Origin of the sequence: Pseudomonas sp. CFBP13528 (assembly GCF_005233615.1) — a bacterium.
Taxonomy (GTDB): domain Bacteria; phylum Pseudomonadota; class Gammaproteobacteria; order Pseudomonadales; family Pseudomonadaceae; genus Aquipseudomonas; species Aquipseudomonas fluorescens_AM.
On record NZ_QGAJ01000001.1, the window covers coordinates 650140 to 674970 of the forward strand.

At 62.0% G+C, this 24831-nt stretch carries 22 protein-coding genes; 12 read left to right on the top strand and 10 right to left on the bottom strand.

Features of this window, described 5'->3' with window-relative positions; translation table 11 throughout:
• Positions 1-18: 18 nt before the first annotated feature.
• The 3 genes from PspCFBP13528_RS03065 to PspCFBP13528_RS03075 form a co-directional block, all read right to left on the bottom strand.
• On the bottom strand, positions 19-1917 hold the full coding sequence (locus PspCFBP13528_RS03065; RefSeq protein WP_137199620.1) for a PhoX family phosphatase: 1899 nt from the start codon (positions 1915-1917) through the stop codon (positions 19-21).
• Between the two features lie 79 nt (positions 1918-1996).
• Positions 1997-2761: a TOBE domain-containing protein gene (locus PspCFBP13528_RS03070; RefSeq protein WP_101219885.1), complete on the bottom strand. Its 765-nt coding sequence runs from the start codon at positions 2759-2761 to the stop codon at positions 1997-1999.
• 57 nt (positions 2762-2818) lie between these two features.
• The gene (locus PspCFBP13528_RS03075; RefSeq protein WP_101219886.1) at positions 2819-3556 is read right to left on the bottom strand and encodes a ComF family protein; all 738 of its coding nucleotides are present in this window, start codon (positions 3554-3556) and stop codon (positions 2819-2821) included.
• 92 nt (positions 3557-3648) lie between these two features.
• On the opposite strand from PspCFBP13528_RS03075, the gene bioB reads away from it, so the two are divergent.
• From bioB to PspCFBP13528_RS03125, 10 genes are all read left to right on the top strand, one after another.
• Complete coding sequence (gene bioB / locus PspCFBP13528_RS03080; protein ID WP_137199621.1) at positions 3649-4707, top strand: biotin synthase BioB; 1059 nt, start codon at positions 3649-3651, stop codon at positions 4705-4707.
• Positions 4708-4790: 83 nt separating this feature from the next.
• Positions 4791-5972 (top strand): 8-amino-7-oxononanoate synthase, encoded by a 1182-nt coding sequence (bioF, locus tag PspCFBP13528_RS03085; RefSeq protein WP_065950944.1) that lies wholly within the window; start codon positions 4791-4793, stop codon positions 5970-5972.
• Positions 5965-6696 (top strand): alpha/beta fold hydrolase, encoded by a 732-nt coding sequence (locus PspCFBP13528_RS03090; protein WP_101219888.1) that lies wholly within the window; start codon positions 5965-5967, stop codon positions 6694-6696. The genes bioF and PspCFBP13528_RS03090 overlap by 8 nt, the downstream gene beginning before the upstream one ends.
• The gene (bioC, locus tag PspCFBP13528_RS03095; protein WP_137199622.1) at positions 6689-7501 is read left to right on the top strand and encodes a malonyl-ACP O-methyltransferase BioC; all 813 of its coding nucleotides are present in this window, start codon (positions 6689-6691) and stop codon (positions 7499-7501) included. Before PspCFBP13528_RS03090 ends, bioC begins: the two co-directional genes overlap by 8 nt.
• Entirely contained in the window at positions 7498-8178 is a 681-nt protein-coding gene (bioD, locus tag PspCFBP13528_RS03100) for a dethiobiotin synthase (protein ID WP_137199623.1), read from the top strand. Before bioC ends, bioD begins: the two co-directional genes overlap by 4 nt.
• A gap of 106 nt (positions 8179-8284) precedes the next feature.
• On the top strand, positions 8285-8566 hold the full coding sequence (locus tag PspCFBP13528_RS03105) for a pyrroloquinoline quinone biosynthesis protein PqqE (protein ID WP_065950940.1): 282 nt from the start codon (positions 8285-8287) through the stop codon (positions 8564-8566).
• Between the two features lie 336 nt (positions 8567-8902).
• A complete protein-coding gene (locus PspCFBP13528_RS03110; RefSeq protein ID WP_101219891.1) occupies positions 8903-10708 on the top strand; it encodes a phenylacyl-CoA dehydrogenase in 1806 nt (601 codons plus the stop codon).
• 340 nt (positions 10709-11048) lie between these two features.
• Positions 11049-12338, top strand: coding sequence for a GGDEF domain-containing protein (locus tag PspCFBP13528_RS03115; RefSeq protein ID WP_137199624.1), 1290 nt, complete (start codon positions 11049-11051; stop codon positions 12336-12338).
• A gap of 90 nt (positions 12339-12428) precedes the next feature.
• A complete protein-coding gene (locus PspCFBP13528_RS03120; RefSeq protein ID WP_137199625.1) occupies positions 12429-14198 on the top strand; it encodes an acyl-CoA dehydrogenase C-terminal domain-containing protein in 1770 nt (589 codons plus the stop codon).
• Positions 14199-14344: 146 nt separating this feature from the next.
• Positions 14345-16123, top strand: coding sequence for an acyl-CoA dehydrogenase C-terminal domain-containing protein (locus PspCFBP13528_RS03125; protein ID WP_137199626.1), 1779 nt, complete (start codon positions 14345-14347; stop codon positions 16121-16123).
• Positions 16124-16349: 226 nt separating this feature from the next.
• Here the strand turns inward: PspCFBP13528_RS03125 and PspCFBP13528_RS03130 are convergent, their stop codons facing one another.
• The gene (locus PspCFBP13528_RS03130; RefSeq protein ID WP_065885481.1) at positions 16350-17249 is read right to left on the bottom strand and encodes a LysR family transcriptional regulator; all 900 of its coding nucleotides are present in this window, start codon (positions 17247-17249) and stop codon (positions 16350-16352) included.
• Between the two features lie 209 nt (positions 17250-17458).
• Between PspCFBP13528_RS03130 and PspCFBP13528_RS03135 the strand changes: the two genes are divergently transcribed.
• Together PspCFBP13528_RS03135 and PspCFBP13528_RS03140 are read left to right on the top strand one after the other, a co-directional pair.
• Positions 17459-18721 carry an aminotransferase class III-fold pyridoxal phosphate-dependent enzyme gene (locus PspCFBP13528_RS03135; protein WP_137199627.1) on the top strand — a complete coding sequence of 421 codons (1263 nt, stop codon included), beginning with the start codon at positions 17459-17461 and terminating at the stop codon, positions 18719-18721.
• A gap of 181 nt (positions 18722-18902) precedes the next feature.
• The gene (locus PspCFBP13528_RS03140) at positions 18903-19061 is read left to right on the top strand and encodes a YqaE/Pmp3 family membrane protein (protein ID WP_003194776.1); all 159 of its coding nucleotides are present in this window, start codon (positions 18903-18905) and stop codon (positions 19059-19061) included.
• A gap of 5 nt (positions 19062-19066) precedes the next feature.
• Here the strand turns inward: PspCFBP13528_RS03140 and pqqE are convergent, their stop codons facing one another.
• The 6 genes from pqqE to pqqF all read right to left on the bottom strand — a co-directional run bounded on the left by pqqE (position 19067) and on the right by pqqF (position 24813).
• Positions 19067-20218 (bottom strand): pyrroloquinoline quinone biosynthesis protein PqqE, encoded by a 1152-nt coding sequence (gene pqqE / locus PspCFBP13528_RS03145; RefSeq protein ID WP_162515415.1) that lies wholly within the window; start codon positions 20216-20218, stop codon positions 19067-19069.
• Positions 20190-20465 (bottom strand): pyrroloquinoline quinone biosynthesis peptide chaperone PqqD, encoded by a 276-nt coding sequence (gene pqqD, locus PspCFBP13528_RS03150; RefSeq protein ID WP_065950933.1) that lies wholly within the window; start codon positions 20463-20465, stop codon positions 20190-20192. The genes pqqE and pqqD overlap by 29 nt, the downstream gene beginning before the upstream one ends.
• Positions 20462-21214 (bottom strand): pyrroloquinoline-quinone synthase PqqC, encoded by a 753-nt coding sequence (pqqC, locus tag PspCFBP13528_RS03155; RefSeq protein ID WP_057723649.1) that lies wholly within the window; start codon positions 21212-21214, stop codon positions 20462-20464. Before pqqC ends, pqqD begins: the two co-directional genes overlap by 4 nt.
• A gap of 10 nt (positions 21215-21224) precedes the next feature.
• The gene (gene pqqB / locus PspCFBP13528_RS03160; protein WP_065950931.1) at positions 21225-22136 is read right to left on the bottom strand and encodes a pyrroloquinoline quinone biosynthesis protein PqqB; all 912 of its coding nucleotides are present in this window, start codon (positions 22134-22136) and stop codon (positions 21225-21227) included.
• 70 nt (positions 22137-22206) lie between these two features.
• Entirely contained in the window at positions 22207-22281 is a 75-nt protein-coding gene (gene pqqA / locus PspCFBP13528_RS03165) for a pyrroloquinoline quinone precursor peptide PqqA (RefSeq protein ID WP_003194766.1), read from the bottom strand.
• Positions 22282-22440: 159 nt separating this feature from the next.
• Positions 22441-24813: a pyrroloquinoline quinone biosynthesis protein PqqF gene (pqqF, locus tag PspCFBP13528_RS03170; RefSeq protein ID WP_137199629.1), complete on the bottom strand. Its 2373-nt coding sequence runs from the start codon at positions 24811-24813 to the stop codon at positions 22441-22443.
• Positions 24814-24831: the final 18 nt, after the last annotated feature.

The window sequence follows — 24831 nt, forward strand, 5'->3', positions numbered from 1 at the left end:
GCCCTCGATGAGGCCCTGTCAGGCGCCGACAACCCCGCCATCATCGCGCCGAATCGCCAGCACCGACGAACGCGGCTTGCCGTTCGGCAGATGCTCCGGCCACGTCGAGCCGCCAGTTTCACCGGGATGTTGAATACCCACAAACAGCGTTTTCTGATCCGGCGAAAAGCTGATCCCGGTGACTTCACACGCCACCGGCCCGACCATGAAGCGACGAATCTCCCCGGTGCCCGGGTCGGCACACAGCATCTGGTTGTTGCCCATGCCGGCGAAGTCGCCCGCGTTGCTGTAGTCGCCGTCGGTGAGAATCCACAGGCGACCGGCCTTGTCGAAACCCAGGCCGTCCGGGCTGTTGAACATGTTCTGCGGGTTGATGTTGGACGAGCCGCCCTTCGGCGCGCCCGCGTGTACGCCGGGGTTGCCGGCGACGACGAACAGGTCCCAGGTGAAGTCCGTGGCACCGTGGTTATCGGCGTCGGCTTTCCAGCGCAGGATCTGGCCATAGACGTTCTTCTCACGCGGGTTGGGCCCGCCCACCGGCTGGCCGTCTTCGCCACGCTTGGCGTTGTTGGTGAGGGTGCAGTAGACCTGGCCGTCGATGGGGCTGACCACGATCCATTCCGGGCGGTCCATGCGCGTGGCGTTCACCACGCTGGCGGCCAGGCGCGCATGGATCAGCACTTCGGCCTGGCTGGCAAAGCCTGTGCCGGCGTCGATGCCGTTTTTGCCATGGGTGAGTTCGACCCACTGGCCCTTGCCCTTGGGATGATCGGCATCGCCATTGCCCGCGTCGAAGATCGCCACGTACAAGGTGCCGTGATCGAGCAAATCCTTGTTGGCCTTCGGGTTGTCGTGGTTGATCGGATCGCGGCTGACGAACTTGTAGATGAATTCGCCACGTTCATCATCGCCCATGTACACCACGGCGCGTCCGTCGCGGGTCTCGGCCAGGGCCGCGTTTTCGTGCTTGAAACGGCCCAGGGCGGTGCGCTTGACCGGGGTGGATTGCGGGTCGAACGGGTCGATTTCCACCACCCAGCCGTGACGATTGAGTTCGTTGGGGTTCGTGGCCATGTCGAAGCGCGGGTCGTGCGGGTGCCAGTTGATGTCTTTGCTGGCGGCGACCGCGCCGTAGCGTTTTTGCCCGGCGTCGAAGACCTGCTGGGGGTTGCTGCTGCCGAAACAGTCGGTGAAGTTCTCTTCGCAGGTGAGGTAAGTGCCCCACGGGGTCTTGCCGTTGGCGCAGTTCTGGAAGGTGCCCAGAGCGTTCTTGCCGGTGTTGTCGGCGCCGGTTTTCAGCCAGTCGTGGCCGGCGGCGGGGCCGCTCAGGCGGATTGGCGTGTTGCCGTGAATGCGCCGGTTATAGCGTGAGTCCTGGACGAACTGCCAGGTATCGCCCTTGCGCTGTATTTCGATCACCGACACGCCTTCGCTGGCCAGGGCCTTGCGCACGTCTTCGGCCGATTGCGGTGCGCCGCCGTGGGCGTAGAGGTAGCGGTAGTTGGTGTATTCGTTGTTGATCGCCATCAAGGCGCGGTTGTCGTCGCCGGGGAAGGGAAACAGGCTCATGCCGTCATTGTTGTCGCCGAACTGCTGTTCCTGGGCCTTGGCCGTGCCGTTGCCGGAGGGATCGAAGGCCGGCGCCTGCTTGCTCAACGGCTGGCCCCAGCTGATCAGCACCGAGGCGCTGTAGCCGGGCGGCAGGCTGATGGTGTCGCTGGTGGCGGCGGCGATGCCGGTAAAGCCCAGCAACGGGCTGACAGAGGCGGCATTCACGGCCAGGGCGCTGCGACTGAGCAGGTTGCCGCCCAGGAACATCGCCGCACCGCACAGGGCGCCGGCACCGATAAAGCGGCGACGGGTGAGGCCGACCATCTGTTCGAGGTCGGTGGCTTGGTTTTCTTCCAGCAGGCTCATGTCAGGCTCCTTACGGTTTTTGCAGACACCTTAAGGAGCGGGCGTGACGAAATTGTTGCAGTTTGATGGCGGGTGCCGGCTACACCGGCGTGCCAAGCAATACCTGGCCGGGGGCGAATTGCACCTGGACCGGCTGGCCAGGCGCGGCGTTGAGTGCGCTCAGTGCGGCGGGCTGCGCCAGGGCACATAGCACCTGACCGCTTGGCAGGCCGATTCGGACTTCGCTGGGGCCGTCTTCAGCGTCGAGAATCGTCTCAATCACACCGCTCAAGCAATTGTGTCCAAGTGTTGCGGTTTGCCCGATGGCCAATAATTCCAGCCAGCCGGCCTTGATCAGGGCGACCACTTCCACGCCGGGCTCCAGCTCCAGCCGTTGCGTGCTGTCGTGTGTGATGTGTGCATCCAGATACAGGCCACCCGCCAGTTCCAGGCGCACCCTGTCATTGCGCCCATGGCGCTCGATGGCGCTGACCTGGCCGTGCAGTTGATTGCGCGCACTGGTGCGCAGCATCAGGCGGCCCAGCAGATTGAAGTCGCGGGCTGCTTCGTCTGTTGCAAGTACCTCGGCTTGCAGGGCTTGCAGGCGCTGATATAGGCGCAGCACGCGTTCACCTTCACTCGTCAGCCTGGCGCCGCCACCGCCTTTGCCGCCGACGCTGCGCTCCACCAGCGGCGTTTGCGCCAGGTTGTTCAGTTCATCGATGGCGTCCCACGTGGCCTTGTAGCTCAACCCGGCACTTTTGGCGGCACGGGTGAGGGAGCCCTGCTCGGCGATATGCGCCAGCAACGCGATGCGCTGAGGGCGGCGGATGATGTGCTGGCTGAGCGGCGAGGGCAGTGACATGGGATGACGCCTGGCTGGAATGAGCGGACGTTGCCGCCCGGCGGTCCGGGAGTCAAGTCACGTGCCGGGTTTGGGCGTGCGGGCCAGGCAATACACATCGACCTGGCGCGCGCCGGCCTTCATCAATAACCGCGCCAGGCTGTGGGCGGTGGCGCCGGTGGTCAGCACGTCGTCCACCAACGCCAGGTGGCGACCCTGCACCCGGGCGCCGGGTGCCAGGGCGAAGGCGTCGAGCAGGTTGCGTTTGCGCGTTTTGGCGTCGAGGTCTTGTTGCGCGATGGTTTCCTGGGGACGCAGCAACAGGTGTTCATCGCAGGGGATGTCCAGGTCGGTGCTGAGCCAGCGCGCCAGCATCACGGCCTGGTTATAGCCACGCTGGCGCAGACGTTTGGGGGGCATCGGCACCGGCAGCAGGCAATCGGGGCGGGTGAGTTCGGCATTCTCGAACCGATGCTGCAACAGCCGCCCGAGCAAGCGTCCCAGCAGGTGCCCCAACGGCCAGCGCGCCTGATGCTTGAACCGGCTGATCAGGCTGTCCACCGGGAAGCTGTAGGTCCAGGGCGCAATCACGTGTTTATACGCGGGCGGATGTGTCTGGCATTGGCCGCACACCAGTCCGTCCATGGGCAAGGGCAGGGCGCAGACTTCACAGCACTCCATCAGCCACGGCAGCTCGGTCTCGCAGGCGTTGCACACGCAATCGGCGCTTTCGGCGCGCTCATCGCAGATCAAACAGGATTGTACGCTTTTTAACCAGATGTAAACCTGGTGTTTGTGGGTTGGTTGACAGTGCATGAATCTTCCTTAAATATGCCGAGCATCCGTGTCGTGCCTGTGGGTATTGCCCCTCCCGCAGCGTTAGTCAAAGCATAATCAAGGAATCACCCATGAGCGCCAGCACCTCTGCCACCCTGCGTCACGATTGGTCTTTGGCCGAAGTCAAAGCCCTGTTCGTGCAGCCGTTCAATGACCTGCTGTTCCAGGCGCAGACCGTGCACCGTGCGCATTTCGACGCCAATCGCGTGCAGGTGTCCACCCTGCTGTCGATCAAAACCGGCGCCTGCCCGGAAGATTGCAAATATTGTCCGCAGTCGGGTCACTACAACACCGGCCTGGAAAAAGAAAAGCTGATGGAGGTGAAAAAGGTCCTCGAAGAGGCTGCGCGCGCCAAGGCCATCGGTTCGACGCGTTTCTGCATGGGCGCCGCCTGGAAACATCCATCGGCCAAAGACATGCCCTACGTGCTGGAGATGGTCAAAGGCGTGAAGGCCATGGGCCTGGAAACCTGCATGACCCTCGGCCGTCTCGATCAGGACCAGACCGTCGCGTTGGCCCAGGCCGGCCTCGACTATTACAACCACAACCTCGATACCTCGCCGGAATTCTACGGTTCGATCATCACCACGCGCACCTACAGCGAACGCCTGCAAACCCTGGCCTATGTGCGTGAGTCGGGGATGAAGATCTGCTCCGGCGGTATTCTCGGCATGGGTGAGTCCCTGGATGACCGCGCCAACCTGCTGATTCAATTGGCCAACCTGCCGGAGCATCCGGAGTCGGTGCCGATCAACATGCTGGTCAAGGTGGCCGGTACGCCGTTGGAAAACGCCGAGGACATCGACCCGTTCGACTTCATCCGCATGCTGGCGGTGGCGCGCATCCTGATGCCGCAATCCCATGTGCGCCTGTCGGCCGGCCGCGAAGCGATGAACGAGCAGATGCAGGCCCTGGCGTTCTTTGCCGGTGCCAACTCGATCTTCTACGGCGACAAGCTGCTGACCACCGCCAACCCGCAGGCGGACAAGGACATGCAACTGTTCTCGCGCCTCGGGATCCTGCCGGAGGCGCGGGAAGAGCATGCCGACGAAGTGCATCAGGCCGCCATTGAACAGGCGTTGGTGGAGCAGAAGAGCAGCGAACAGTTTTACAACGCCGCCGCCGTTTGATTGAAATGCATTCCAAAGGTGGGAGGGGGGCAAGCCCCCTCCCACCTTTTGAACCGCGAACACCCTGCTGAATCGAGGCCTGCATGTCTTTCGATCTCGCCGCGCGCCTCGCTGCCCGCCGTGCCGAACACCTTTACCGTCAACGCCCCTTGCTGCAGAGCCCCCAGGGCCCGGAAGTGGTGGTGGACGGCAAGCCGCTCCTGGCGTTTTGTAACAATGACTACCTGGGCCTGGCCAACCATCCGCAGGTGATCGAGGCCTGGCGCGCCGGTGCGTCCCGCTGGGGCGTGGGCGGTGGCGCGTCGCACCTGGTGGTGGGGCATGCCACGCCGCACCACGCGCTGGAAGAAGCCCTGGCCGACCTGACCGGGCGCCCGCGTGCATTGCTGTTTACCACCGGCTACATGGCCAACCTCGGCGCGGTCACCGCCTTGGTGGGGCAGGGCGACACCGTGCTGGAAGATCGTCTGAACCATGCGTCGTTGCTGGATGCCGGTTTGCTGTCCGGGGCACGTTTCACCCGTTACCTGCATAACGACGCCGCCAGCCTGGCCAAGCGCCTGGAGAAAGCCACCGGTAACACTCTGGTGGTGACCGATGGCGTATTCAGCATGGACGGCGACCTCGCCGATTTGCCGGCGCTGGCCCGTGAAACCAAGGCCAGAGGTGCCTGGTTGATGGTCGATGACGCCCACGGTTTCGGCCCGCTGGGGGCCAACGGCGCGGGCATCGTCGAGCATTTTGGCTTGAGCCAGGAAGATGTGCCGGTATTGGTCGGCACCCTCGGTAAAGCGTTCGGCACCGCCGGTGCCTTTGTGGCGGGCAGTGAAGAACTGATCGAAAGCCTGATTCAATTCGCCCGGCCGTACATCTACACCACCAGCCAGCCGCCGGCGCTGGCGTGCGCCACCCTCAAAAGCCTGGAGCTGCTGCGCACCGAGCATTGGCGCCGCGAGCACCTCAACGGGTTGATCCGTCAGTTCCGCCAGGGCGCCGAGCAGATCGGCCTTAAGTTGATGGACAGTTTTACGCCGATCCAGCCGATCCTGATGGGCGACAGCGCGCGAGCCTTGCGCCTGTCGCAGATGCTGCGCGAGCGCGGGCTGATGGTGACCGCGATCCGTCCCCCCACCGTGCCCGCCGGCAGCGCCCGTTTGCGCGTGACGTTGACGGCGGCCCACAGCGCAGCGCAGGTGCAGCTATTGTTAAACGCATTGCAAGCGTGTTTCCGGTTGTTAAACACCATGGAGCCCGAGCATGCGTGATCGACTGGTATTGCTGCCCGGCTGGGGCCTGGGTGTATCGCCGCTGGAACCGCTGGCCGCGGCGTTGCACGGCTTGAATGAACACTTGCACGTGCAGATCGAACCGTTGCCGGCCCTGGACTCCAGCGATTTGACCGAATGGCTCGACGAACTGGATGCCACGCTGCCGGACAATGCCTGGCTCGGCGGCTGGTCCCTGGGCGGCATGCTCGCCTCGGAGCTGGCGGCACGACGCGCGGAGCGTTGCTGCGGGTTGCTCACCCTGGCGAGCAATCCGTGTTTTGTCGCCCATGATGCTTGGCCGCAGGCCATGCCTGCCGACACATTCGACGCGTTCCTCGCCGGCTGCCACGCCGACTCCCAGGTCACCCTCAAGCGCTTTGGCCTGTTGTGCGCCAAGGGCGCGGCCGACCCGCGCGGGCTTTCGCGTCTGTTGGTCAGTGGGGCACCGAACACCTCGCCCAGCGTGTTGATGCCCGGCCTGGAATTGCTTGCCCAATTGGACACCCGCGCCGCCTTGCAGGCCTTTCGCGGGCCGCAACTGCACCTGTTTGCCGGTCAGGATGGGCTGGTGCCCGCCGAAGCCGCCAGTGACTTGCTGGCGCTGCTGCCCGATGTGGAAATCGGCCTGATTGAACAGGCCGGTCACGCTTTTCTTCTGGAGGACCCCCACGGTGTAGCGGGGGCCATCCAGGCTTTTTTGCATGAGTGCGTCGATGACTGATCTATCCCATCCCCACCTGGCGGGTGCCTTGCCCGACAAGCGCCAGGTGGCCGCGTCGTTCTCCCGGGCTGCGGCCAGTTATGACAGCGTGGCCGAGTTGCAGCGAGCGGTGGGCCATGCCCTGCTCGCGCAATTACCGGCGGGACTCGCGCCACAACGCTGGCTCGATCTGGGCTGCGGCACGGGCTATTTCAGCCGTGCTCTGGCGGAGCGGCTACCTGCCAGCCAAGGCACCGCGCTGGATATTGCCGAAGGAATGCTCAACCATGCGCGGCCTTCAGGCGGCGCGCAGCACTTCATCGCCGGTGATGCGGAACGCTTGCCGCTGAAGGCTGAAAGCTTCGCGCTGATTTTTTCCAGCCTGGCGGTGCAGTGGTGTGCGAACTTCGACGCAGTCCTCAGTGAAGCCCTTCGCGTGCTGCAACCGGGCGGCGTGCTGGCCTTTGCCAGCCTGTGCGTGGGCACGCTGGATGAGCTGCGCGAGAGCTGGCGCGCGGCGGATGGCTGGGTTCACGTCAACCGTTTCCGCACCTTCGAGGCTTATCAGCAACTGTGCGCAGCCAGCGGTTTTCGGGTGACCAGCCTGGAACGGCGGCCCCATGTCCTGCATTACCCGGACGTGCGCAGCCTGACCCATGAGCTGAAAGCCCTGGGCGCACATAACCTCAACCCCGGTCGCCGGGGAGGGTTGACCGGCCGCGCGCGGGTTGCGGCACTGGTCCAGGCTTACGAACAGCTCCGTCAGGTCCAGGGCTTGCCCGCTACGTACCAGGTGGTGTACGCCGTACTGGAGAAACCTCTATGAACGCTGCTTATTTCATCACCGGTACCGACACCGACGTGGGCAAGACCACCATCGCCGCCGGCCTGCTGCATGCCGCGCGCCAGGCGGGTAAAACCACGGCGGCGGGAAAACCCGTGGCCTCCGGCTGCCAGATCACGCCCAAGGGCTTGCGTAACGCCGATGCCCTGGCACTGCTAGCCGAATGTTCGTTGCCGTTGACCTATGCCGAGGTCAACCCGGTGGCGTTTGAACCTGCGATTGCGCCGCATCTGGCGGCACGTGAGGCGGGCGTTGCGCTGACGGTGCAAGCGCTGCTCCAGCCGATGCAGCGAGTGCTTGAGCACAAAGCGGACTTCACGTTGATCGAAGGCGCAGGGGGGTGGCGCGTGCCGCTGGCCGATCAAGCCAACCTGTCGGACCTGGCCATTGCGCTCAAGTTACCGGTGATCCTGGTGGTGGGGGTGCGTCTGGGGTGTATCAGCCATGCGCTGCTCACCGCCGAAGCGATCGCGCGCGATGGATTACCGCTGGCCGGTTGGGTGGCCAATATCATCGACCCGAAGACCTCTCGTCTGGAAGAGAACCTCGCCACCCTGGCCGAGCGTTTACCGGCGCCTTGCCTTGGACGGGTACCGAAACTCAAGCATGCCGGGGCAGCCGCGGTGGCCGCTTACCTGGAAATGGACCTGCTTGACTGATTTTGGCTATCGCTAAGGCAATGTGCCATTAGTGTTTTTAACGGGCCTTTCACCAGGATGTCTGGTTCAATTGGCTCTCACGATTCTCTAAAGGCAGGCTTACGCCATGGAAATCTCTGGAAGCAGCGCGTTTTATTCGGGCCTGAGCACCATCCAGGCCGGGCAGAACCGTGTCGACCAGGCCGCTGGGAAGATCGCCAGCGCCGCGACGTCCCAGCCATCGGCCGCGCAAAGCGACCGTCTGCAAGCCAACGATCGCGCTCAGGCGTCCAATTCGGCGAGCAATATGGTCGAAATGGCCCAGGGCAAGTTTCAAGTGGAGCTTGGCGCGAAAGTCGCCAAGGCTTCGGACGAAATGCTCGGTACGCTGATCGATACCTACGCCTGATCCTCACGCTGAATGCACTGCACAATGTGGGAGGGGGCTTGCCCCCGATAGCGGTCCATCAGCCAGCTTATTCATAGCTGACCTGCCGCTATCGGGAGCAAGCCCCCTCCCACATGTGTTTTGTGCCCTCGCGCTGGACTCCTACACTCCTCTTAATCATGTGGCACCACGCCACAGGCTTTGCCGTGTGCGCCATTGATCCGTATCAAGACAAACGGCAGCGGGCCGACGCTTGACAACCCCAGGTCGTAAACGTATGTTTCAAACACCTGTTTGACCGCCCTGACTCATCCATGCGGTTGTTCATCCCAGATACATCAGCAGAGGTTTATCGCTATGCCTGACTACAAGGCCCCCTTGCGTGATATTCGCTTCGTTCGTGACGAACTGCTCGGTTATGAAGCGCACTATCAGAGCCTGCCGGCTTGCCAGGACGCTACTCCGGACATGGTTGACGCCATTCTCGAAGAAGGCGCCAAGTTCTGTGAGCAAGTGCTGGCGCCGCTGAACCGCGTGGGTGACATCGAAGGGTGTACCTGGAGCGAGTCAGGCGTTAAAACCCCTGCTGGTTTCAAAGAAGCCTACAAACAGTTCGTCGAAGGCGGCTGGCCAAGCCTGGCCCATGACGTGGAGCACGGCGGCCAAGGTCTGCCGGAGTCCCTGGGCCTTGCCGTGAGTGAAATGGTCGGCGAAGCCAACTGGTCGTGGGGCATGTACCCAGGCCTGTCCCACGGTGCGATGAACACTATTTCCGAGCACGGCACGCCGGAGCAGCAAGAGGCCTACCTGACCAAGCTGGTGTCGGGCGAGTGGACCGGCACCATGTGCCTGACCGAGCCGCACTGCGGCACCGACCTGGGCATGCTGCGCACCAAGGCCGAACCTCAGGCTGACGGTTCCTACAAAGTGTCCGGCACCAAGATCTTCATCTCGGCCGGTGAGCACGACATGGCCGATAATATCGTCCACATCGTGCTGGCGCGCCTGCCGGATGCACCGGCCGGCACCAAAGGCATCTCGTTGTTTATCGTGCCTAAATTCCTGCCCAACGCCGATGGTTCGGTGGGCGAGCGCAACGCGGTGACCTGTGGCTCCCTGGAGCACAAGATGGGCATCCACGGCAACGCCACCTGCGTGATGAATTTCGACGCGGCCACCGGTTACCTGATCGGTCCGGCGAACAAAGGCCTGAACTGCATGTTCACCTTCATGAACACCGCTCGCCTGGGGACCGCGCTGCAAGGCCTGGCCCACGCCGAGATCGGTTTCCAGGGTGGCCTGAAATATGCGCGTGACCGCCTGCAAATGCGTTCCCTGACCGGCCCGAAAGCGCCGGAAAAAGCCGCCGACCCGATCATCGTGCACCCTGACGTGCGCCGCATGCTGTTGACCATGAAAGCCTTCGCCGAAGGCAACCGTGCGATGGTGTACTTCACCGCCAAGCAAGTGGACATCGTCAAGTACGGCACCGATGACGAAGCCAAGAAACAGGCCGACGGCCTGCTGGCCTTCATGACTCCGATCGCCAAGGCGTTCATGACTGAAGTTGGTTTCGAGTCCGCCAACCACGGCGTACAGATCTACGGCGGTCACGGGTTCATCGCCGAGTGGGGCATGGAGCAGAACGTTCGCGACAGCCGCATTTCGATGCTGTACGAAGGCACCACCGGCATCCAGGCCCTCGACCTGCTCGGCCGCAAGGTACTGATGACCCAGGGCGAAGCGCTCAAGGGCTTCACCAAAATCGTGCACAAGTTCTGCCAGGCCAACGAAGGCAACGACGCCGTCAAGGAATTCGTTGCACCGCTGGCGGCGTTGAACAAAGAGTGGGGCGAGTTGACCATGAAGGTCGGCATGGCCGCGATGAAAGACCGTGAAGAAGTCGGTGCCGCCTCGGTGGACTACCTGATGTACTCCGGTTACGCGTGCCTGGCTTACTTCTGGGCCGACATGGCACGCCTGGCCGCCGAAAAACTGGCCGCCGGTACCAGCGAAGAGGCGTTCTACACCGCCAAGCTGCAGACCGCGCGCTTCTACTTCCAGCGCATCCTGCCGCGTACCCGCACTCATGTTGCGACCATGCTGTCGGGCGCCAATAACCTGATGGACATGAAAGAAGAAGACTTCGGCCTGGCTTACTAAGCCTTACCGGGTTCAGAAAAACCGCTTCCTTTCGGGGAAGCGGTTTTTTTTGCCCGTGCGAAAGCCGCTGGCCAAGCATTGAAATGCGCTCAATGTGGGAGGGGGCTTGCTCCCGATAGCGGCCTGTCAGTCGATAGCTATTTGACTGACCCACCGCCATCGGGAGCAAGCCCCCTCCCACATGCGGTTTCAGCCGATCCGAAAAATGCGCGCTGACACTAAGGGTTTAATGAAGCGTGCCGTTACAGTGATGGCAATGTGATACAGGTCGGACGGGTTGTGTTTAACTGGCTGCGTAGTAGCACCATGCCATTATTTTTTGCGGGTCGGAGTTCTACCCTTGTCACGCGTGTCCGCTGTGCGCTTCAGTCATTTCCTTCCCTCTTTGCTGCTGTTGCTGGCTGGGCTTTCGGCTGCCTACCTCAAGGACCTCAACGTTTTCTTCACCTCGCTGTTCAACGTGCTGCCGACCCTGGTGCTGTTGCTCGGCGGAGCGTACTGCGCGGTGTATCGGCGCCAGCGTGAGCTGTTCCTGATGATCACGGTGTACATCACGTATTTTCTGCTGGACACCCAGACCGATTTCTACCGCGACAATGGCCGCGTGCGCGAAGACGCGGCCGTGGTGTTTCACCTGTGCTGCCTGCTGCTGCCGTTGCTGTTCAGCGTGTACGCGCTGTGGCAGGAAAAGACCCACCTGTTCCGTGACTTCGTCGCACGCTGCGCGGTGCTATTGGCCGTCGGCAGCGTGGCGCTGGCCCTGGAGCAAAGCTACCCACAAGGGGTGCTGGACTGGTTGGCCGAGATCCGCTGGCCGGCGCTGCATGGCGCCTGGATGAGCCTGATCCAGCTTGCATACCCGATGTTTCTGATTGGCTTTATCACCCTGGCCGCCCAGTACTGGTATCAGCCACGCCCGTTGCACGCCGCGCAACTGGTGGGGTTGCTGGGGATGTTCTGGATGCTGCCGCAAACCTTCATCCTGCCGTTTACGCTCAACATCATGTGCAGCCAGGTGATGCTGATGATCGCTGCCAGTGTGGCGCATGAGGCGTATCAAATGGCCTTTCGCGATGAGCTGACCGGCTTGCCGGGCCGCCGCGCCCTCAACGAACGCATGCAGCGGCTGGGGCGCAACTATGTGTTGGCGATGAGCGACGTGGACCACTTCAAACGTTTCAACGACACCCACGGCCATGACGTGGGCGACCAGGTGTTGCGCCTGGTGGCGAGCAAGCTGTCCAAGGTCAGCGGCGGCGGGCGCGCCTACCGTTACGGCGGTGAAGAGTTCGCCGTGGTGTTTGCCGGCAAGAGCCTGGATGAATGCCTGCCGCACCTGGAGGAGATCCGCGAAATCATTGCCAACTATGCGATCAAGTTGCGCAACCCGGACCGCCCCAATGACGACCATCAAGGTCGCCAGCGTCGGGCCGCCAGCGGTGCGTCCAGTGTGTCGGTGACGGTCAGCATCGGCGTGGCCGAGCGCCAGGCCGAGCAGCGTAGTCCTGAAGAAGTGCTCAAGTGCGCCGATCAGGCGCTCTATGCCGCCAAGGGCGCCGGGCGCAACTGCGTGATCGCCGCCGGGCAGAACCGTCGCGGTGCCGTGCGCATGGAAAGCGCTGCCGGTTGAGTAATGGCGCTGTATTCAGCAGCGCTACAGTGATTGTTTGCGGCGTTGGCCGGCAGTAGGTTGGGATCATCTGCCGCCGGAGACACTGCCATGCCTGAGTACAAAGCTCCCCTGCGCGATATGCGCTTTCTGATCGACAACGTGTTCGATTTTCATGGCCACTACGCGGCCCTGGGCGCGACGGACGCCAGCCCCGACATGGTCAGTGCAATTCTCGAAGAAGGCGCGAAGTTCTGCGAAAACGTACTCGCGCCGCTCAATCGCAGCGGCGATGAGGAGGGCTGCCATTTCGACAATGGCGTCGTGACCACGCCCAAGGGCTTCAAGCAGGCTTTCGCCCAGTACGTGGAAGGCGGCTGGCACGGCGTGGCGGCGGACCCGGCCTACGGCGGCCAGGGTTTGCCGCAGTCCCTCGGGCTGGTGCTGAGCGAGATGATCGGCTCCAGCAATACGTCCTGGGGCATGTACCCGGGCCTGACCCACGGTGCAATGTCGGCGATCCACGCCCACGGCACCGACGAACAGAAAGCCACGTACCTGCACAAACTCACCGCCGGCGAGTGGACCGGCACCATGTGCCTGACCGAAGCCCACTGCGGCACCGACCTGGGCTTGATCAAAACCCGCGCCATTCCCCAGACCGATGGCAGTTATGCGCTCACCGGCAGCAAGATCTTCATCTCGGCCGGTGAGCACGACATGAGTGCCAATATCATCCATCTGGTGCTGGCCAAGCTGCCGTATGCACCGGCGGGGACCAAGGGCATCTCGCTGTTCATCGTGCCCAAGTTCCATGCCGACTCCGGTGAACGCAACGCCGTGCACTGCGGCTCCATCGAGCACAAGATGGGCATCAAGGCCTCGGCCACCTGCGTACTGAACTTCGACGGCGCCAAGGGCTTCCTGATTGGCGAGGCCAACAAAGGCCTCAACTGCATGTTCACCATGATGAACCACGCGCGCCTGGGCACCGGGATGCAGGGGTTGTGCAATGGCGAGGCAAGCTTCCAGGGCGCGATCAAATACGCCGGCGAGCGCCTGCAAATGCGCTCGTTGACCGGCGCCAAGGCCCCGGAAAAAGCCGCCGACCCGATTATCGTGCATGCCGATGTGCGTCGCATGTTGCTGACCATGAAAGCCTTCAACGAAGGCAATCGTGCGCTGACCTACTTCACTGCCCAGTTGCTCGACACCGCGCACCTGAGCGGCGACGCCGGCCAGCGCCAGGAGGCCGAAGACCTGTTGGCCTTCCTCACACCGATCTGCAAAGCCTTCATGACCGAAACCGGGCTGGAGGTGACCAACCACGGTATGCAGGTGTTCGGTGGCCATGGCTATATTCGCGAGTGGGGCATGGAGCAACTGGCCCGTGATGCGCGGATTGCGCCGATCTACGAAGGCACCAACGGTATCCAGGCGCTCGATCTGCTGGGGCGCAAGGTGCTGGGCAGCCAGGGCAAGTTGCTGCGCGGCTTTACCAGAATCGTGCATAAGTTCTGCGCCGCCAATGCCGAGCATGCGCAATTCAAGGCCCATGTCGAGCACCTCGACCAGTTGAACCAGCAATGGGGTGAGCTGACGCTGAAGGTCGGCACGGCCGCGATGAGCAATCCCGACGAAGTGGGAGCGGCGGCCATGGACTACCTGATGTACAGCGGTTACATCATCCTCGCCTACCTGTGGTTGCGCATGGCGATTGCGGCTCAGGCGCACGACGACCCAGGGTTTGCCCAGGCCAAGCGGGCGACGTGTGACTTTTATTTCAAACGCCTGTTGCCGCGCACCACGATGCACCGGGCAGCAGTGGAGGCGGGCAGCGAATGCCTGATGAGCTTGCCGGCGCAGGCGTTTTCCCTGTAGATGTGCGGGCAACAGGATCGTTCGTGACTTGTAAATACTTGTCGGTCACGAACGGACCCTATGTGTCTTAAAAGTTGTTCGGGTACACTCGGAGCCTGTAAAACCGATCCTATCGAATCACTTTTCACGTTCTCACGAGGTTTGCCATGGCTGATTACAAAGCGCCGTTGCGTGATATGCGCTTCGTCCTCAACGAAGTTTTTGACGTCGCCAGCACCTGGGCGCAGTTGCCTGCCCTGGCAGACACGGTTGACGCCGAAACCGTTGAAGCCATCCTCGAAGAGGCCGGCAAGGTCACCGCCAAATCCATCGCGCCGTTAAGCCGTGCTGGCGATGAGCAAGGCTGCCATTGGGTGGACGGTGCCGTCAGCACGCCGGACGGTTTTGTGCAGGCTTACGCGACCTATGCCGAAGGCGGCTGGGTGGGTGTCGGCGGCGACCCGGTGTATGGCGGCATGGGCATGCCCAAGGCGGTGTCGGCGCAAGTCGAGGAGATGATCAACTCGTCCAGCCTGGCGTTCGGCCTGTACCCGATGTTGACCTCGGGCGCTTGTGTGTCGATCAATACCCACGCCAGCGACGAACTCAAGGCCACCTACCTGCCGAAGATGTATTCCGGCGAATGGGCCGGTTCCATGTGCCTGACCGAAGCCCATGCCGGTACCGACCTGGGCATGATTCGCACCAAGGCCGAGCCGCAAGCGGATGGTTCCTACAAAGTCAGCGGCACCAAGATTTTCATTACCGGCGGTGAACACGACCTGACCGAAAACATCATCCACCTGGTGCTGGCCAAGCTTCCTGATGCACCGGCGGGTCCCAAAGGCATCTCGCTGTTCCTGGTCCCCAAGTTCATGGTGAACGCCGACGGCAGCCTTGGCGCACGCAACCCGGTGACCTGCGGCTCGATCGAGCACAAGATGGGCATCCAGGCCTCCGCGACGTGCGTGATGAACTTCGACGAAGCCGTTGGCTACCTCGTCGGTGAGCCCAACCGTGGCTTGGCGGCGATGTTCACCATGATGAACTACGAGCGCCTGGGGGTGGGTATCCAGGGCCTCGCTTCCGGTGAGCGCTCCTATCAGAACGCGATTGAATATGCCCGCGACCGGCTGCAGAGCCGTTCGCCATTGGGCGCACAAGCCAGGGACAAACCGGCCGATCCGATCATCGTGCACCCGGACGTGCGCCGCATGCTGCTGACCATGAAGGCGGCGAACGAGGGCGGTCGTGCGTTCTCCACCTACGTGGCCACGCAGTTGGACATCGCCAAGTTCAGCGAAGACGCTGCCGCCCGTGAGCGCGCCGATAATCTGGTGGCGTTGCTGACGCCGGTCGCCAAGGCGTTTCTCAGCGACCTGGGCCTGGAAACCACCGTGCTCGGCCAGCAAGTGTTTGGTGGCCACGGCTACATTCGCGAGTGGGGCCAGGAGCAATTGGTGCGTGATGTGCGCATCACCCAGATCTACGAAGGCACCAATGGTATTCAGGCGCTGGATTTGATGGGGCGCAAGATCGTCGGCAGCGGTGGCGCGTTCTATACCTTGTTCGCCGATGAGATCCGCCAGTTCATCGCCAGTGCCGGCGCGCAACTGGGCGAGTTCACCCGCCCGCTCGGCGCGGCGGTGGACAACCTGGATGAATTGACCGCCTGGGTGCTGGACCGTGCCAGGACCAACCCGAATGAAATCGGCGCGGCATCGGTGGAATACCTGCACGCGTTTGGTTACATGGCGTATGCCTATATGTGGGCACGCATGGCCAAGGCCGCGTTGGGCAAAGAGACCGAAGACGATTTCTATGCCAGTAAGCTGGGCACGGCGCGCTTCTACTTTGCGCGCCTGTTGCCGCGTATTCACTCGTTGAGCGCGTCGGTGAAAGCCGGTAGCGAATCGCTGTTCCTGATGGATGAAGCACTGTTCTAGGGGCGAGGCGTGCGTGTAAGCAATCTCTTACATGACGTGCTGCTAATCGTCCTCTATCGCCAGATTGGATCCACGGATAATCTACTTCACATGGACGTCGCGCAGGAAGCGCAAAGCAACAACACGGACACGTAGGATTCTGCCAGGATGGCGGAGTGAAATGGATGTCAGGGAAACAGTCTGCAAAGCCCCGCTTCGGCGGGGTTTTCTTTTGCCCGCGAAAAAGTCAGGCGCCTGCCTGCGGGGCATTCATCACGTCTTCGAGCAACGTGCGCAGCAACGCCACCGTCGCTTGCTGGCGCTGCACGTCACGGCACACCAAACCGACTTTCAACGGCACCCTGGGTTCGCTCAAGGGTTTCCACAGCAGCGACTGGCTGTTGTGTTCGTCCTGGGAACGCCCCGGCAACACAGTGGCCAACTGGGTATGAGGCAGGCTGTCGAGAATCCCCGCCATGGTATTGAGCTCGGCCTGCACCTGCGGGCGTCGGCCCAGGTTGGCCAACTGACCCTGCCAGATCTGCCGTACCTGGAATTCCTCCCCCAGCAGCAACATCGGCAACTCCGCTGCCTGTTTCAGCGAGACCTTCTTGAATTCCCGCAAGGGATGTTGCTCAGGGATGACCACCTTCAATTCATCCTCGTACAACAACACGCCATGCAGGCCGGGTTGGCGTGGTGGCAGGTAGCTGATACCGATGTCCAGCGAGCCGTTGAGCAGCCGCCGCTCGATCTCAAGCCCGGTCAATTCGTAGATCTGCACGACCAGGTGGGGTTGGGCCTTGCGCACCCGTTCCAGCATTTGCGGCACCAGGCTGGTGTGCACGGTTTGCAGCACACCGATGGCCAAGGTGCGCATCGCCTGGCCCTTGAAGTTACGCAACGCCTCCACGGCTTGCTGCATGCCGTCGATCAGGGGCAAGGCGTGGTTGTACAGCGTGTGCGCGGCCAGGGTGGGGAGCAGGCGCTTGCTGCTGCGTTCGAACAGGCTCACGTCGAGGTTCTGCTCCAGTTGGCGAACCTGCTGCGACAAGGCCGGCTGGGAGATCGACAGACGCTCCGCGGCACGGCCTACATGGCCTTCCTCATACACCGCGACGAAATAACGCAGTTGCTTGAAATCCATAAGATTTGCTTATCGAAAAAGCTGGAAAATCGAAATGGCCGTTGGCCTCCGAGCCGCCTAGTCTAGCGGCTATTCGCAGGGCTTACAGGGCCGAATCGGGCAATGAATAACGTTTTTGGTAATGGCGTTTACATAGGCAAGGCAAAATACCTCGTTGCACTGTTGGTACCCAGTACCTACCCAGGTGCGGTTGCTATCGGGGCGCAACTGTGAATCTGTTCCGGCGCCCCGCGCCGAGCCTTGACGACCTGGTCCTTCATGCTCCGCATCATGATTTTTGCAGCCAATGCCTGATGCCCACGGTTGCGCGTCCATCCGAGGTTTTCGTCCAGGGTCAAGGCGCCTGGCTCTCGGACAGTGACGGCCGTGCCTACCTGGATTTCAGCCAGGGCGGCGGCGCCAACAGCCTCGGTCACAGCCCACAAGCGGTGCGCGACGCCCTCACCGAACAGATGAAAACCGTGATCAACCCGGGCATGGGCTTGTACAACCGGGCGCAGCTCGACCTGGTTGACCGCTTGTGCCATCACACCGGCAGCGATCAGGCTTATCTGCTCAACAGCGGTGCACAGGCCTGCGAAGCCGCAATCAAACTGGCGCGCAAATGGGGCCAACTGCATCGCGGCGGCGCTTATCACATCATTACGGTGAGCAACGGCTGCCACGGCCATAGTTTCGCCGCAATGTCGGCTTCGGCCGTTGCCTGCGAAAACCGTTTCGAGCCGCAATTGCCGGGTTTCAGTCATGTCCCCTTCAACGATCTGCCGGCTCTGCACGCCGCCGTCGATGCGCACACTGTCGCCATCATGCTGGAGCCGATCCAAAGCGCCGCCGGTGTCATCCCGGCGACCGAACACTACCTCAAAGGCGTTGAACGTCTGTGCCGCGAACTGGGCATCCTGCTGATCCTCGACGAAGTGCAAACCGGGATCGGCCGCTGCGGCAGTCTGCTCGCCGAGCAGCAATATGGCGTCCGTGCCGACATCATTACTCTCGGCAAAGGCCTGGGCGGTGGTGTGCCGCTGGCGGCGTTGCTGGCACGTGGCACAGCCTGTTGCTTCGAAACGGGCGAACTGGACGGTACCCATCACGGCAACGCGCTGATGGCGGCAGCGGGAAGTGCGGTACTCAATGCCGTATTGACCAGCAGTTTTTTCGAACAGGTACGCGAATCCGGCCTCTACCTGGCAGAAGGCCTTACTCGCCTGGCCTACCGTTACGAGCACGGGCAGTTGCGCGGCAACGGACTGATGTGGGGCCTGACACTGTCGCACGATTGCGCGGCTGCCGTGGTAAAGGCCGCGCTGCACGAGGGCTTGATCCTCACCGCTGCGCAGCCGGATTGTTTGCGTTTCACCCCCGCCCTGAACGTCAGCAAGAACCACATTGACGAAATGCTCCTGCGCCTGGCCCGTGCCTTCTCTCGGGTACGCACCGCCCAACTGCAATGCCGCAAGGGCATTGCCGTCTGACCCCATTTCCTGAACCGTCTCGCGGGATACGCGGCGCCTCCAGTCTGATTCTTTTGGCTGGGGGCGTTTTTTTGCGTGCTCCTTAAAGGATGGCCCAATGCCAGAAACCACTGAACCCTCACGAAGCGCCAATGTCGATTAGCTACACGGCTCACACGAGCCGATTTTCTGGAGCTGCCCCATGGACATCATTCGTATCATCATCGCCATTCTGCTACCGCCACTGGGTGTGTTCCTGCAAGTAGGATTCGGCGGCGCATTCTGGCTGAACATCCTGCTGACCCTGTGCGGTTACTTCCCCGGCATCATTCACGCCGTGTACATCATCGCCAAGCGCTGAGACCCTCAGCCTTTTGCGATGAGGCGTGAATTACGCTCATTGCGAAACGCCAGTTGTTCAATGGTCTGGGTGGAATGTTCGGCTTCTTCCCGCGCTTGCAGGATGATGCCGTGCTGCTCGGACTTGCTGCACACCGGGTCGGCGTTGCTCGCATCCCCGGTGAGCATGAACGCCTGGCAACGGCAGCCGCCGAAGTCCTTTTCCTTCTCATCGCATGAACGGCATGGCTCGGGCATCCAGTCGTAGCCGCGAAAACGGTTGAAACCGAACGAGTCGTACCAGATGTGCTGCATGCTGTGGTCGCGCACGTTGGGAAATTGCACCGGCATCTGTCGGGCACCGTGGCAGGGCAGGGCGGTGCCGTCTGGCGTGACTGTCAGAAAAATACTGCCCCAGCCATTCATGCAGGCTTTCGGGCGTTCTTCGTAGTAATCCGGCGTCACGAAAATCAACTTGCACGGATGGCCCTCGGCTTCGAGCCTGGCGCGGTATTCGTTGGTGATGCGTTCGGCGCGCACCAGTTGTTCCCGTGTCGGCAACAAGCCCACACGATTGAGCTGCGCCCAGCCGTAGAACTGGCAAGTGGCGAGTTCAACAAAGTCTGCCTCAAGCGCAATACACAGCTCGATGATGCGGTCGATCTTGTCGATATTGTGCCGATGGGTGACAAAGTTCAGCACCATCGGGTAGCCGTGCGCCTTCACCGCGCGGGCCATTTCCAGCTTTTGCGCGAAGGCCTTTTTCGAGCCGGCCAGCAGGTTGTTGACCTGTTCGTCGCTGGCCTGGAAGCTGATCTGGATATGGTCCAGGCCGGCCTTTTTAAAGTCGCTGATCTTCTGTTCGGTCAGGCCGATGCCTGAGGTGATCAGGTTGGTGTAGAACCCCAGCTTGCGTGCTTCAAAGATCAGCTCGGCCAGGTCCTGGCGCACCAGCGGTTCACCGCCGGAAAACCCAAGCTGCGCGGCGCCCATCTCGCGGGCCTCGCGAAATACCTTGACCCACTGTTCGGTGCTCAGCTCCTTGCCCTGCTCGGCAAAATCCAGCGGGTTGGAACAATACGGGCACTGCAGCGGGCAGCGGTAGGTCAGCTCGGCGAGCAGCCACAGCGGCAGGCCGATAGCGGGTTTTTCAGGCAAGGGTGATCCAGTGCTCGGCACGGGCGACCTCCATGAATTGCTCGATGTCATCACCGAGTTCCGGCACGCCGGGGAATTGCTGGTTCAGCTCGGCGATGATGGCGGCCACGTCGCGCTCGCCGTCAATCAGGCCACCAATCAGCGCGGCGCTGTCGTTGAGCTTGATCATGCCTTCCGGGTAAAGCAGCACATGGCCTTTCTGTGCGGGCTCGTACTGATAGCGATAACCCGGGCGCCAGGTCGGTTTTTTGCTGCGATCAAAACTCATAGGGTGATCCCTTTATGCCAGACCCGCTCTGCGGTCACGCTGTGGTACGGCGGGCGGTTCAGTTCGTAGGCCATGCTCATGGCGTCGAGCATGCTCCACAGGATGTCCAGTTTGAACTGGAGAATTTCCAGCATGCGCTCCTGGCCTTCACGGGTGGTGTAGTGCTGCAGGGTGATCGCCAATCCGTGTTCCACATCGCGACGGGCCTGGCCCAACCGGGTGCGGAAGTATTCGTAGCCGGCCGGGTCGATCCACGGGTAATGCTGCGGCCAACTGTCGAGGCGCGACTGGTGGATCTGCGGCGCGAACAGTTCGGTCAACGAGCTGCTGGCGGCCTCTTGCCAACTGGCGCGGCGGGCGAAGTTGACGTAGGCGTCTACCGCAAAGCGCACGCCGGGCAGTACCAGTTCCTGGGAGCGCAGTTGGTCGGGGTCGAGGCCAACGGCCTGGCCCAGGCGCAGCCAGGCTTCGATGCCGCCGTCTTCTCCGGGCGCGCCATCGTGGTCGAGCAGGCGCTGGATCCATTCGCGACGGATTTCCCGGTCCGGGCAGTTGGCCAGGATCGCAGCGTCCTTCAGCGGAATGTTCACCTGATAGTAGAAGCGGTTGGCGACCCAGCCCTGGATCTGCTCGCGGGTGGCGCGGCCTTCGTACATCGCCACGTGGTACGGGTGGTGGATGTGGTAGAAGGCGCCTTTGGCGCGCAGGGCCTGTTCGAATGCTTCAGGGGTCATCGGTGTATCAGTCATTTGCGGTCTCCTACAACTCAATGCTCATGCCGTCGTAGGCTACTTCGACATTTCGCCGTACCAGCTCGGCTCGCTCGGGGGAGTCTTCATCAAGGATCGGGTTGGTGTTGTTGATGTGGATAAGCACTTTGCGCTGTGTTGGCAACTGCTCCAGCACCTCGAGCATGCCGCCAGGACCGTTCTGCGCCAGGTGGCCCATTTCGCGGCCGGTGCGGGTGCCGACGCCACGGCGCTGCATTTCGTCGTCGTCCCACATCGTGCCGTCCACCAGCAGGCAGTCGCTGCCGGCCATGATCTCCAGCAGTGGCGCGTCGACCTTGCCCAGGCCTGGGGCGTAGAACAATTTGCCGCCGGTGCGCAGGTCTTCGACGATCAGGCCGATGTTGTCGCCCGGGTGCGGGTCGAAGCGATGCGGCGAATAAGGCGGCGCCGCGCTGCGCAGCGGCAGTGGGGTGAAACGCAGGTTGGGGCACGCCGGAATGGTGAAGCTGGCATCCAGTTCGATACGGTTCCAGGCCAGGCCGCCGTTCCAGTGAGTGAGCATGGTGAACAGCGGGAAACCGGTACTCAGGTCTTCATGGACCATGTCGGTGCACCACACCTGATGCGGGCAACCCTCGCGCAGGCTCAGCAGGCCGGTGGTGTGGTCGATCTGGCTGTCCATCAGGATGATTGCGCTGATGCCGGTGTCCCGCAGGGCGCGGCCCGGTTGCATCGGCGCAAACCCCTGCAACTGCGCGCGGATATCCGGCGACGCATTGCACAACACCCAGTTCACACCATCGTCGGAAATCGCAATGGACGACTGGGTACGCGCCTGGGCCCGCAGGCTGCCATCACGAAAACCTGCGCAGTTCACGCAGTTGCAGTTCCACTGCGGGAAGCCACCGCCGGCGGCGGAACCTAGAATCTGGACAAACATGGTCGCTCCATCAGCAAAGCTCAAAACAAAAACGCCCCGGGCGAACCGAGGCGTTGTAGTACCCAGCAGATTAACGGCTGGCGAAGTACATGGTGACTTCGAAACCGATGCGCAGATCAGTGTAAGCAGGTTTGGACCAGGTCATATTCATACTCCTATCAAGGGACGGGGATGTTCACTACCAAGTAGTACATATAGTCCACCTCCCATGGGAGATGTTCAGATATTGCGTGTGAATATTACGCAATTCTTTTCGAGTTAGCGCTGTCTTGAAAGAAAAAGCCTGTTGCAAAGCTGGCAACGATCAATCCGCCGGCTGCCACACCCCTTGGGTGCACGGCCCGTTAGCGAGGCAACGCCAGCCGCCTGTGGCGTCGTTCAGGTGGTGAGCGGCGCGCCGCACATCTTCCCGGGAGCAGGTTTGTATCAAATCTTGTAATTGCTCCAGGTAGTCCGATGGCTGGCCCGCCAAGTGCGCGTGCCACAGCAAATCGGCGGCTTGGGCCATGGGCAGCGACTGGACAGTGAATTGCTGCGCCAGAGCCTCGTTACCCATGTCCGCGCTGCGTTCTATCAATGACGGCAGATGTTTCAGAAAGGTCTGCACCTGTTCGATGATTTCATCCAGGGACGCGCTGGGTGACTGCACGCCAAACAGCAGGCCGGTTTGCCCATTGATCTGTCGGATGCAGCTGAAAACGGCGTAGCCGATTTGTAGTTCAACGCGCAGGCGCTGATAGAACGGCCCTTGAAGCAGGTGACCGAGCAAACGCCAGGCGGCTTCATCGCTCAGGGCCTGGGTGGGTGTTGGGCAGAACAACAGCAGTGCCGCTTCGCTGGATTCGGTGTTTATCTCGTGCCAGACGCGCTGACCTTGGAGATTTTGAAACGGGTACTGGAGATGTACAGGCTGCCCAGGCAATCGTGCCTCGACGGTCTTGATCGCCGCTTCACAGGCCGCCGGTAAACCTGAGCCCAGCCCATGCCAGCGCGCGCTCGCCCATGAGGCTGGCGTGGCTTGGGGCGTTGGCTGAACATCGGCACAGCAACCGGGTAATGCCTTGAGCAATTCGCGGATGGCGATCATCGGTGTCGCGGGCGGCGGCAGGCGTTCATCGGCAGTGCTCAAGCAGTGCGTCAGCGCTTCGAGCACGGCGGGCATGGGCTCGTGGAAACCGAACATTTTTACCTGCCAGTCATTGGCGATGGTGTCGAAACACAACTCGACGCCCGCTTGAGCGGCACTCTCGCGCAGTGGCTGCAACAGATTTTCCAGACCGGCAGGCACGCCGCAGTCGAATCGCCAGCGCAGGTACAGCGCGCCTTCGTCAGTGTCATTGGCCAATGCCTGGCTGAAGGTCAGCGCCGACATGTCCCGTCGCCCCCGTGAGCGATCCTGGGCGAATGTGCGCAAGCCACGGTGGGCGCTGGTCTGGCCGCGAATCAAGCCGGCCCGTTCTTCTTTGACGGGCGGGCGCAGGAACGGGTTGTTCGGTGGAAGCTGCCACCCATGCGTGGCGGGTGGCAGATGCAAGGCGTCGAGCATGGCCTTGAGGGCTGCGAGGCCTTGTTCCGATAAGTCTTGCGTGTCGTTGCGTGCGAGCGTCAGGGCGTCTTGGACCTGCTGTTGGCGCGCCTTGAGCAAGGCGAACTCTTCGCGTAACGGCGTCCAGTCGCTGTGTGCGAAAAAACTCAGCCAGTCGTACAACAGCGCCTCGATCTGTGTCGTCGAGTCGCTTTGGGTGTCGAGGGTAAAGTCGATATCCAGCACGGCCTGTCCGGCAAAGTGATACGGCACCGATGCGTGCACTGCAGTCGCAAGGCGTCGATCTTTGATTTCTACGAGCAAGCCGCCCGGCGCCGCACTGTTAAGCCAGGTACAGAGAAACGCCAGCGCTTCGCGCGGAGCATCACAGGTGATGACCTGGTGCAGATGATGATCGGCAACGTGCTGATAGCCCCGCGCTTGCCCGGCCATCAGCGCTGGTGGCGCGGCCTGGGGGTGCAGCGGGCCAGGGGGCAGCTGTGCACTGAATCGCTGCGCCAACGCTTCCAGGTCTTCCTGCGATTGTGGACCGGCCAGGCTCAACGTCATCTGCCCGCTCTGATAGAAGTGCTGATGAAATTCGCGCAACGCCTGCTGAAAGGCCTCACGTTCCACTGGCAGGCTGTCGCGATTGCCCGCGTGAAAGCCACGCAGCGGATGATCAGCGGCCAGGCCCTTCAGCAAGGCTACCTGTTGCTGCGCCTTGGCATCCTGAGACCAGGCCACGAACTCCGCATGCAGCACTTCGCGCTCGCGCAGTTGCTCGTCAATGGCCAGGCGAGGGTGCGTCAGCATGTCGGCCAAGCGCACGAGCCCCTCGTCGAAGGTCGAAACCGGCAGCTCGAAAAAGAACTCGGTGACGCGCTCCCGGGTGCTGGCATTCACTTGTCCGCCGTGGCGCTGCACGTAGGCCATCAGCCCTTCGCCTGCGGGAAAACGCTCGGTTCCCAGAAACAACAAGTGCTCCAGAAAATGCGCCAGCCCCGGCCATGCCAATGGCGCGTCATAACTGCCCGCAGCCACGCGTAAAACAGCGGCGCAGCGCTTCAAGCGCGGCGCATGGCGCAGGCAAAGGTGCAGGCCATTGGCCAGAGTCAGGTGCAGAGGATAAGGGTGAACCGGGGCAGGCATGGGCACTTCCGAAACGGG

Bases quoted from the DNA above. Each gene is read 5' to 3' on its own strand.
- bioD (WP_137199623.1), top strand. From the start codon at position 7,498: ATGAACGCTGCTTATTTCATCACCGGTACCGACACCGACGTGGGCAAG.
- PspCFBP13528_RS03075 (WP_101219886.1), bottom strand. From the start codon at position 3,556: ATGCACTGTCAACCAACCCACAAACACCAGGTTTACATCTGGTTAAAA.
- pqqF (WP_137199629.1), bottom strand. From the start codon at position 24,813: ATGCCTGCCCCGGTTCACCCTTATCCTCTGCACCTGACTCTGGCCAAT.
- pqqD (WP_065950933.1), bottom strand. From the start codon at position 20,465: ATGAGTTTTGATCGCAGCAAAAAACCGACCTGGCGCCCGGGTTATCGC.
- bioB (WP_137199621.1), top strand. From the start codon at position 3,649: ATGAGCGCCAGCACCTCTGCCACCCTGCGTCACGATTGGTCTTTGGCC.
- bioC (WP_137199622.1), top strand. From the start codon at position 6,689: ATGACTGATCTATCCCATCCCCACCTGGCGGGTGCCTTGCCCGACAAG.
- PspCFBP13528_RS03130 (WP_065885481.1), bottom strand. From the start codon at position 17,249: ATGGATTTCAAGCAACTGCGTTATTTCGTCGCGGTGTATGAGGAAGGC.
- PspCFBP13528_RS03125 (WP_137199626.1), top strand. From the start codon at position 14,345: ATGGCTGATTACAAAGCGCCGTTGCGTGATATGCGCTTCGTCCTCAAC.
- PspCFBP13528_RS03120 (WP_137199625.1), top strand. From the start codon at position 12,429: ATGCCTGAGTACAAAGCTCCCCTGCGCGATATGCGCTTTCTGATCGAC.
- pqqC (WP_057723649.1), bottom strand. From the start codon at position 21,214: ATGACTGATACACCGATGACCCCTGAAGCATTCGAACAGGCCCTGCGC.
- pqqB (WP_065950931.1), bottom strand. From the start codon at position 22,136: ATGTTTGTCCAGATTCTAGGTTCCGCCGCCGGCGGTGGCTTCCCGCAG.
- PspCFBP13528_RS03110 (WP_101219891.1), top strand. From the start codon at position 8,903: ATGCCTGACTACAAGGCCCCCTTGCGTGATATTCGCTTCGTTCGTGAC.
- PspCFBP13528_RS03105 (WP_065950940.1), top strand. From the start codon at position 8,285: ATGGAAATCTCTGGAAGCAGCGCGTTTTATTCGGGCCTGAGCACCATC.
- PspCFBP13528_RS03090 (WP_101219888.1), top strand. From the start codon at position 5,965: ATGCGTGATCGACTGGTATTGCTGCCCGGCTGGGGCCTGGGTGTATCG.
- PspCFBP13528_RS03070 (WP_101219885.1), bottom strand. From the start codon at position 2,761: ATGTCACTGCCCTCGCCGCTCAGCCAGCACATCATCCGCCGCCCTCAG.
- PspCFBP13528_RS03065 (WP_137199620.1), bottom strand. From the start codon at position 1,917: ATGAGCCTGCTGGAAGAAAACCAAGCCACCGACCTCGAACAGATGGTC.
- bioF (WP_065950944.1), top strand. From the start codon at position 4,791: ATGTCTTTCGATCTCGCCGCGCGCCTCGCTGCCCGCCGTGCCGAACAC.
- PspCFBP13528_RS03140 (WP_003194776.1), top strand. From the start codon at position 18,903: ATGGACATCATTCGTATCATCATCGCCATTCTGCTACCGCCACTGGGT.